This is a genomic window from Cognatundibacterium crateris (assembly GCF_010078235.1).
GTDB classification, from domain to species: domain Bacteria; phylum Pseudomonadota; class Gammaproteobacteria; order Burkholderiales; family Burkholderiaceae_D; genus Undibacterium; species Undibacterium crateris.
The window spans coordinates 41,329-49,046 of record NZ_JAABOS010000015.1 but is presented as its reverse complement, the minus strand read 5'-3'; the positions used below and the strand labels follow the sequence as shown (position 1 = coordinate 49,046).

Annotated in this window: 6 protein-coding genes; all 6 read left to right on the top strand. The window is 44.5% G+C overall.

The window, feature by feature from the left end:
* Window positions 1-312 precede the first annotated feature (312 nt).
* Genes pilV through EYB48_RS18545 form a run of 6 tightly spaced genes read left to right on the top strand, consistent with a single transcriptional unit; the run spans window position 313 to window position 7,590 of the window.
* A complete protein-coding gene (gene pilV / locus EYB48_RS18570) occupies window positions 313-885 on the top strand; it encodes a type IV pilus modification protein PilV (RefSeq protein WP_162021870.1) in 573 nt (190 codons plus the stop codon).
* Window positions 882-1,928, top strand: a complete 1,047-nt coding sequence (locus EYB48_RS18565) for a PilW family protein (RefSeq protein WP_162021869.1) — start codon at window positions 882-884, stop codon at window positions 1,926-1,928. Before pilV ends, EYB48_RS18565 begins: the two co-directional genes overlap by 4 nt.
* 17 nt (window positions 1,929-1,945) lie before the next feature.
* Complete coding sequence (locus EYB48_RS18560; RefSeq protein ID WP_162021868.1) at window positions 1,946-2,599, top strand: pilus assembly PilX family protein; 654 nt, start codon at window positions 1,946-1,948, stop codon at window positions 2,597-2,599.
* Window positions 2,596-6,549: a pilus assembly protein gene (locus EYB48_RS18555; RefSeq protein WP_162021867.1), complete on the top strand. Its 3,954-nt coding sequence runs from the start codon at window positions 2,596-2,598 to the stop codon at window positions 6,547-6,549. Before EYB48_RS18560 ends, EYB48_RS18555 begins: the two co-directional genes overlap by 4 nt.
* Before the next feature lie 21 nt (window positions 6,550-6,570).
* Entirely contained in the window at window positions 6,571-7,026 is a 456-nt protein-coding gene (locus EYB48_RS18550) for a type IV pilin protein (protein WP_162021877.1), read from the top strand.
* Between the two features lie 3 nt (window positions 7,027-7,029).
* Complete coding sequence (locus EYB48_RS18545) at window positions 7,030-7,590, top strand: GspH/FimT family pseudopilin (RefSeq protein WP_162021876.1); 561 nt, start codon at window positions 7,030-7,032, stop codon at window positions 7,588-7,590.
* The last annotated feature ends 128 nt before the right edge of the window (window positions 7,591-7,718 follow it).

Sequence of the window (7,718 nt, the reverse complement as noted above, 5' to 3'; positions counted from 1 at the left end):
CTTTATGGGCTTTGGGCTTTGTGATTTGCTTCATGTGCTCTGCGCTTTATTTTTTTATATCGCTAGCCTGATCTGGCTATCTCATCTAAACGTATGTGCCATTAATGAAATGATACTGCGGACTCTTCTTAAACTTGATCTCATGTGCTTTTCTATAGGCTCAATTTTGCATAGATCTCTTTTTTCACCGCACCGAAAAAGCCGTATGTAACACAAATTCCGATAACTGGCGTATTACGGTTGATAAACGGTTGCCTGAATTTTTATTTCAACAGCTAAAATGTCTGTACGCGTATTCCATGGTAGGCAGCTATGAAATTGAAACACACTCAAGGGTTCTCCCTTATCGAAGTATTGATTGCGGTATTTGTACTCGCCTTAGGAGTTATAGGTGCTGCTGGTTTACAGTTGGCAGCTGTAAGAACGACCCAGCAAAGTGGCTTTCAATCCGTTGCCGTCGCATTGGCAAGCGAATTGGCCGACAAAATGCGCTCTAGCGATGCTGTTATGAAGGGGGGGGATGCAACTAACCCATTTTTAGCAGTTAATTATAATTCGCTGACTGATCCTCTGCCGACTGCACCAGGCATGTGTTTTACCTCTGCTGCAAGTTGCGATGCAAATGGTTTGGCGAAAGCGGAAATCTATGAGTGGCTTATCCGTGTTAAAGAATTATTGCCAGGTGGGCGAGTTTTGGTATGCAGAGATTCAGTGCCTTATGACTCAGCAAAGAAAGCTTTGACCTGGACTTGTACGGCGGATAGCAGTTCCGGAATGACGATTAAAATCGGATGGAAAAGCAAAAATCCGGATGGAAGTTTTATTGATAGCAATGGAGTAATACCTCCTAGCGTTGCAATCACCGTTGAGTCGTACGTGAAATGATGAATACATTAAAATTCTCCTCAAACTCGCGCAATGTGATGCGTGTCAGATTTCAGTTGGGTCTGACGTTAATTGAATTGTTAGTTTCCTTGATGCTGGGTCTTATCGTTGTATTGGCTGCAACCAGTCTGGTCGTATCAACAAAAACTTTATTTACTGCGCAAACTGAAGGTAAGGATACGCAGGATACTGCGCGTTTTGCGCTTGATAACATTGCGGCCTCTTTAAGGCAGGCTGGCTATGTGAATTATGATTTTAATAATTCTCCTCAAATTACTCCTGAAACCGCAAGCTCAGATATTTCTGGATTAGATGCAAATAGCGTTGGCGCAACTTCAACCGGAATTGATACGCCTACAGGCAGTGCGGTGAATTTTAGTGATGTACTTGCGGTTCGTTACTTTGGCTCAGGTACTGGAGCAGGTGACGGTATCGTAACAAACTGCGCTGGTTTTTTTGTGCCCGCGCCCGTATCTCCGAGCACTGCCGATCAGGACAGGGGCTGGAGTATTTATTATGTGGCAAATGATGCGAACAAAGAGCCAGAGTTGCTCTGCAAGTATTACAACGCCACGTCTGGAAAATGGTCTGCACAATCGATAGTGAAAGGTGTGGAGTCTTTTCAGGTTTTGTATGGAATTGACAGAAGTAACCCGCCAGATGGTACTGCTAATCAGTATTTGACTGCTACTGCCGTTAATGCTTTGGATTCAACTTTAGTCTTGTCAGGTGCTACGCCAGCCGAGCAAAAGCAGGATTTGAATCGCAAAACATATTGGAAGAAAATATCCGTGGTAAAAGTTGCAATGTTGGTAAGGGGTACCCAAAATTCACGTATCGATAAACAGACTACCCAATACGATGTATTTGGATCCGCTTATGCTGCGGCTAATGGGTCCAACGATAAAGGGACGACCATTATGGAGTCACAGTTAGCTGCTGACACGAAAAATCGCAGCCGCAGAATTTACACGACTACGGTTCAGGTACGTAATTTGTGCTATGTCGATACCGATCGCGGCACTTGCCTTCCTCCTCCATAAACGAATTGAGTCAGATCATGTATTTCAAGGATATTGCTAAACGTCATCGTTCAAACCGGCTGTATTTGCACTTGGCAAAACGTGAGCAGGGTGCTGCTTTGTTTGTATCGCTGATGATGCTGATAGTCGTGTTGATATTGAGTATTTCCATGTCGACTATTTCCTTGCAGGGGGAGAAAGCCTCCCGTAACGACAGGGATAGGCAGATTGCATTGATGGCAGCTGAAGCTGCACTGAAAGATGCTGAAATGGATATTGACCCACAATCGGCCATTGCAGGAAGCCGCGCAGATACATTTGATCCTAAGTCGAATTTGTTTTTTGAAGCTGGGTGCGCAAAAGGTGACGCAAATTTATATCAAGGCATGTGTTTGCCTGCATTGCAGGGGCAGACGCCGGTTTGGTTTGTGAATGATTTGGCATCAGATGCGTCTGGCTCTGCGTCCGTTAAATTTGGTCGATTCACCGGACAGTCTATGGTCATAGGAAAAGGTTCATTTCCTGCCAAGTTACCACGTTACATAATCGAAGCGGTGCAGGATTTGGAAGCTGGTCGTAAAGCCGATGAGCAAACTAAATATTTGTTCAGAATTACTGCCGTTGGTTTTGGGGCGAATGAAAATACTCAGGTTGTTTTGCAATCGTTTTATCGGAAAGCAGAGAAGTCATGATGCGACACTTATTCACTCGGCAGTTGACCTTTTTGAGCCTGCCTGCTCGCTTTGTTTTACTCGTGGCCGCGAGTTCAGCCGTGTGTAATTCGTTTGCCGCACCACCCACAGTCAGTCTGGCTAGCGAACCGCTGTATTCAGGCGGTGGTAACGTTCGCCCGAACTTGTTGCTGGATTTGTCTGTTGAGTTCCCAACAGTTAAAGCGGCTTACACCAATGCCAGCGATTACAATAAAACGGTGGAATACATAGGTTATTTCAACCCTAAAAAATGCTATGTGAATGGTGGATTTAAGACGTTTTCCAGAGATAAAAATGGGAACTTAATTACTAGTAGGACAGTAAGTACTTCCGATATGGCGAATGGATATTTCGCCATTTCAAAAGATGCGGATGCGAGTTATGAATGCGGTGGTGACTCGTTCAGTGGAAATTTCATGAATTGGGCCTCTTCCTCGTCTATTGATATGTTGCGACTCTCATTGACTGGTGGTGACCGGATAGTCGATTCGTCTTCTCAAACAGTATTGCAACGCGCTTATTTACCTGATTTTTATAATAGTAGCTATTTCCGCAGGAAGATTGTCGCAGTATCTGCAACGATGAGCGCTCCAAAAGGAGTAACGCCATACAATGTTGCGACCATGTATGTGCTTAATTGCAACAATAAAATTATGTTTACTGATGTAAATGTGACTGGCAGTTGTGGTACTCAGCGCACTTACCCGAGTAATGACAGTAATTCGGATACGCGACTTGATGTTGGTTCAGATCGTGTCTTGGGAGAGTTTCTTGTCCGTGTTCAAGTCTGCGATGCAAAGGAAAATACTTCCAGAACAGATTTGTGTTTGCAATATCCGAATGGAACCTATAAACCCGTAGGGCAGATGCAGCGCAATCAGAATAGTGTACGTTATGGCGCTTTTGGTTATTTGATGGACAATGTTAACACGCGATATGGTGGTGTTTTACGTGCTCCTTTGAAATACGTAGGTAGTAAGCAGTATCGTGCAACGAATGGTTTTGCTGAAGAGGTGAATACACGTCCCGAATGGAATCCATTGACAGGGATTTTTTACGACAATCCTGAAAATGATGGCACTGGGAACAGTGGTGTTATCAATTATCTTAACAAATTTGGACGCACAGGTAGTTATAAAGGCTACGATCCCTTGGGGGAATTGTATTACGAGAGTATTCGCTATCTTCAGGGAAAATCACCTACGTCGAGCGCTATTTCTGGGATTACAGCAGCAATGCAGGACAACTTTCAGGTGTTAACCAACTGGACTGATCCCATAGAAGCATCTTGTCAGAAAAATTATATTATTGCGATTGGCGATGCAAATACGCATCAGGACACCTTCATCCCAGGAGGTACATTAGGTGGCGCCGGGCGTAGCTTAAGGCCTGCTGATTCTGCAACATCGCAGTGGCCAGCATTTGATGCTAAAGCGCAAACTGCGCTCGTGGCCGCAATGGAGTCCAACTCCAATTCGGGGAATGCTGCGCCAGCCGCTTCACTCGCTAATATGGCGAACTCTTACACTGGCTCAAGCGGAGCTACTTTCTATATGGTTGGTACAGCGTATTGGGCGCGCAATAATGATATTCGTCTGGACAAGCCTGTACGGGTAAAAACTTTTACGATCGACGTTGATGAAAATGGTAACGGCTCTATCGATAATACTGGACGCGGTAACACTGCACCACGACTATCTCAGCTGTATCTGACCGCAAAGTATGGTGGTTTTAGTGATCTGAACCTGGATAAAAATCCGTTTAAAACTTTTGATTCAGATGGTAAGACCGTTGTTTCGAATAATAAGGAGTGGGCGGAAGGGAATGGTACAGATCCGGATAATTTCTTCCTGGCCAGCAATCCAAGACGGATGATGGCTGCGATCAATTCTATTTTTCAAACTGTTGCATCCAGCGGTGGAACGCTCGCGGGTGTCGGAATTAGCTCTACCAGTTCAAGTGAAAATCCCTTTGTCTATGAACCTGGTTTTAAAGCAGAGAAGTGGTCAGGTAGTTTGAAAAAACTTTCTGCAACCGCTGCAAACCCAATCGCAATCTGGGATGCTGGCATTCTTCTCACCGGTGATCCGGTGAATAAGTTGCCACCGAGTCCTTTGCCCGCAGATAGAAAAATTTATACATCTAAAATTTCTGCTGATGGCTCCTTGGCATTGGTCGGCTTCACTGCAAGCGGTACCGGTAATTTTAGTACAAGCGATCTGGCTGCATTAAATACGGATCCTCACACAGGTGTCACCGATAACCTGGCTCGCGACCGCATTGATTACTTGCGCGGAGTACGTACTTTGGAGCAAGGTAAGGATGCAAGTGGAAATACCACAGGTAAATTTCGATCCCGTGACAGTGTACTGGGTGATATTGTCAATAGTGCACCTGTCTATTACGGTGCACCAGCAAAAAATGTGACGGGCGTTGGCTATAGTGCATTTTATGCTGCCAATAAAGGGCGTCAGGCAGCAGTGTATGTTGGTTCTAACGACGGGATGTTGCATGCTTTTGATGCAATAAATGGGAGTGAGATATTTTCATACATCCCCAATGCTTTGCTATCCAAGTTGAATGACCTGACCGACCCCTACTATAGTCACGACTCTTTTGTTGATGGCCGTATCACAGTCAAAGAGGCACAAGTCAGTGGTGTTTGGAAAACTTTGCTAGTGGCGGGCATGGGAGCTGGTAATAAAGGTGTATTTGCACTCGATGTAACCAATCCTGCGAATTTCTCTGGTGGCATAGGTGCCTTGTGGGAGTTCACCGATAAAATTGACAAAGACATGGGATATGTGCTTTCCCCACCCTTGATTGCAAAATTCCGCACTGGTGGTACGACGACAAGTCCAACGTTTGGGAACTTTGTCGTTATCTCGAGTGGGTATAATAATTATGACTATGATACGAATGCGACGGGACAGGGAGCGCTGTTCATTCTTTCGCTAGACAAGAAACCGTCAGATCCGTGGGTAAAAGGCAGCAATTATTTTAAATTAATGACGCCGATTAAAGATGTTGCGGCAAAAAATGGCCTTGGTGCTCCCAATGTAGCATATGGTGCAGATGGCTCAGTCAGTTATGCCTATGCGGGAGATTTACAGGGGAATTTATGGCGTTTCGACTTCAGTGCAGGTAGTCTGGATAAAGCCAAAGTTGCTAGCAAGCCCGTATTTACAGCAAAAAACTCAAGTGGCGTAGCACAACCTATCACTGTCCAACCACAAATTGTTTTTGCTCCTGGAGGTGGCTATATACTGACTTTTGGAACTGGAAAGTATATGGAGACCTATGATGTAACTCCGTCCAATTACATCACTAATTCGTATTATGCAATTTTAGATACCACTTACGATAGTGATGTGGTGACTAGCCGTAGCGAACTAGAACCGCGTACGCTGACGCCGGATGGTAGTGGTTTCAGAATTGGTGGTAATAAATTCGTGTATGGCGTAGTCAGTGGAACTAAAAAAGGTTGGTATTTGGATTTTTCTAATTCACAAAATACTGGTGAACGCATTCATCACACACTGACAGGCACACTTGCAGGAAATTATTTGTTTTTTAATACTCTTATTCTCAGTTCGGATCCTTGTTCCGGTGGTAGTGGTCGTAAGTATGCGGTTGATGTGCTTACCGGCACGAATTCCGAAGTGACTGGTACCATGTCGACCATAGGTTTATTGACATCACCGATAGTCATCAATATTTCTACTTCATCTGGAGATAGGACGGGAACTGGTGCACGCAGGATAACAACGAAGATTTCTGTCAGAACAGCTGGAACGGGCAACTCTTCTGGTATTACCACCGAGAATTCAGCTGCAGCGGATGCAGTTACCCGGGCCGGACGTATCAGCTGGCAGGAAATCAGAAACTGGCAGGAATTGAAAAAAACTGCTACCGCAGGTGGTTCGTAAATTGTATATATCGGGGTGGTTATGAAAAAAAATACAGGTTTTAGTTTAATAGAGTTAATCATAGTAGTGGCCATTATTGGCATCATTACAGCGTTCGGTGTCCCGGCTTACCAATCGCATGCCTTAAAAACCAAACGGGCTGAAGCAAAGACGGCATTGGTAAAACTCATGCTGCGAGAAGAGCAGTTTTATACGCAGAATAATACTTATATCGTTTTTTCTAAGTCATCCACAGATGAGGCTGAAAAGAAATTTACCTGGTTTTCCGGGGAAACTGCGCAATCAAGTAATTATGAAATTAAAGGAACCGCTTGCACTGGAGATGTTATTCAAAGCTGTGTGTTGCTGACTGCTGAGCCTGGGACAAAAAATGTAAATCAGTTTTATAGCGATCCTGTATGTGGAAGCTTTACCTTGACAAGTACTGGCGTTAAGGGTTTCACCGGAAGTTCGGGCACCAAAGAATTGTGCTGGTGATTCATGCGAAAATTATATTTTAGCCGTTTACATCAAGGCTTTTCGTTGGTCGAATTGCTGGTGGCATTTGGCATAGCTGCGATCCTGATGGCGCTCGCCGCGCCTTCATTTAACTCTTTTATCGATAGTCAAAAATTGCAGACAGCGACCTTAGAGTTTTATGCGGGTGTCAATCTTGCACGTGCGGAAGCTATTAAGCGTGGGGCGCAAGTCACAATGGTTGCTGTCGATGGAAACAACTGGAAGTCGGGTTGGACTATTTTTGTAGACGATAATGGCAATTTAAAAGCTGATGCCACCGAGCAGATTATTTTTACTCATGATGCACTATCAACTAAATTCAATGTAAGCAGTGTATTCACCGATACCTCTTCAGCCTATATCTCTTACACTGGCAATGGCAGAAGCCGGACCAAAACAAGTGTGCAGCAACCACAGGCGGGCACCGTTTCATTTACTTATAATTCGGTCACGCGCAGAGTGAAGGTCAATTTTCTTGGTCGGGCCAGAGCATGTAATCCCGATAAAGATGCAACTTGCGATGCATCTGCAACAAGCGGCTGATGTAAAGCCGCTTTTTTTTACTCGTTATCCTCGTTATCACAGATGTGAAAACCACCTCAAATATCTATGTACAAAATTAATGCTTCTTTCGTAACCAAAGCATTGATACAATGCATCTTCCACACCAC

What these genes read in the sequence shown, in the direction of transcription:
- EYB48_RS18555 (WP_162021867.1), top strand. Translation starts at nt 2,596, where the DNA reads ATGATGCGACACTTATTCACTCGGCAGTTGACCTTTTTGAGCCTGCCT.
- pilV (WP_162021870.1), top strand. Translation starts at nt 313, where the DNA reads ATGAAATTGAAACACACTCAAGGGTTCTCCCTTATCGAAGTATTGATT.
- EYB48_RS18545 (WP_162021876.1), top strand. Translation starts at nt 7,030, where the DNA reads ATGCGAAAATTATATTTTAGCCGTTTACATCAAGGCTTTTCGTTGGTC.
- EYB48_RS18550 (WP_162021877.1), top strand. Translation starts at nt 6,571, where the DNA reads ATGAAAAAAAATACAGGTTTTAGTTTAATAGAGTTAATCATAGTAGTG.
- EYB48_RS18560 (WP_162021868.1), top strand. Translation starts at nt 1,946, where the DNA reads ATGTATTTCAAGGATATTGCTAAACGTCATCGTTCAAACCGGCTGTAT.
- EYB48_RS18565 (WP_162021869.1), top strand. Translation starts at nt 882, where the DNA reads ATGATGAATACATTAAAATTCTCCTCAAACTCGCGCAATGTGATGCGT.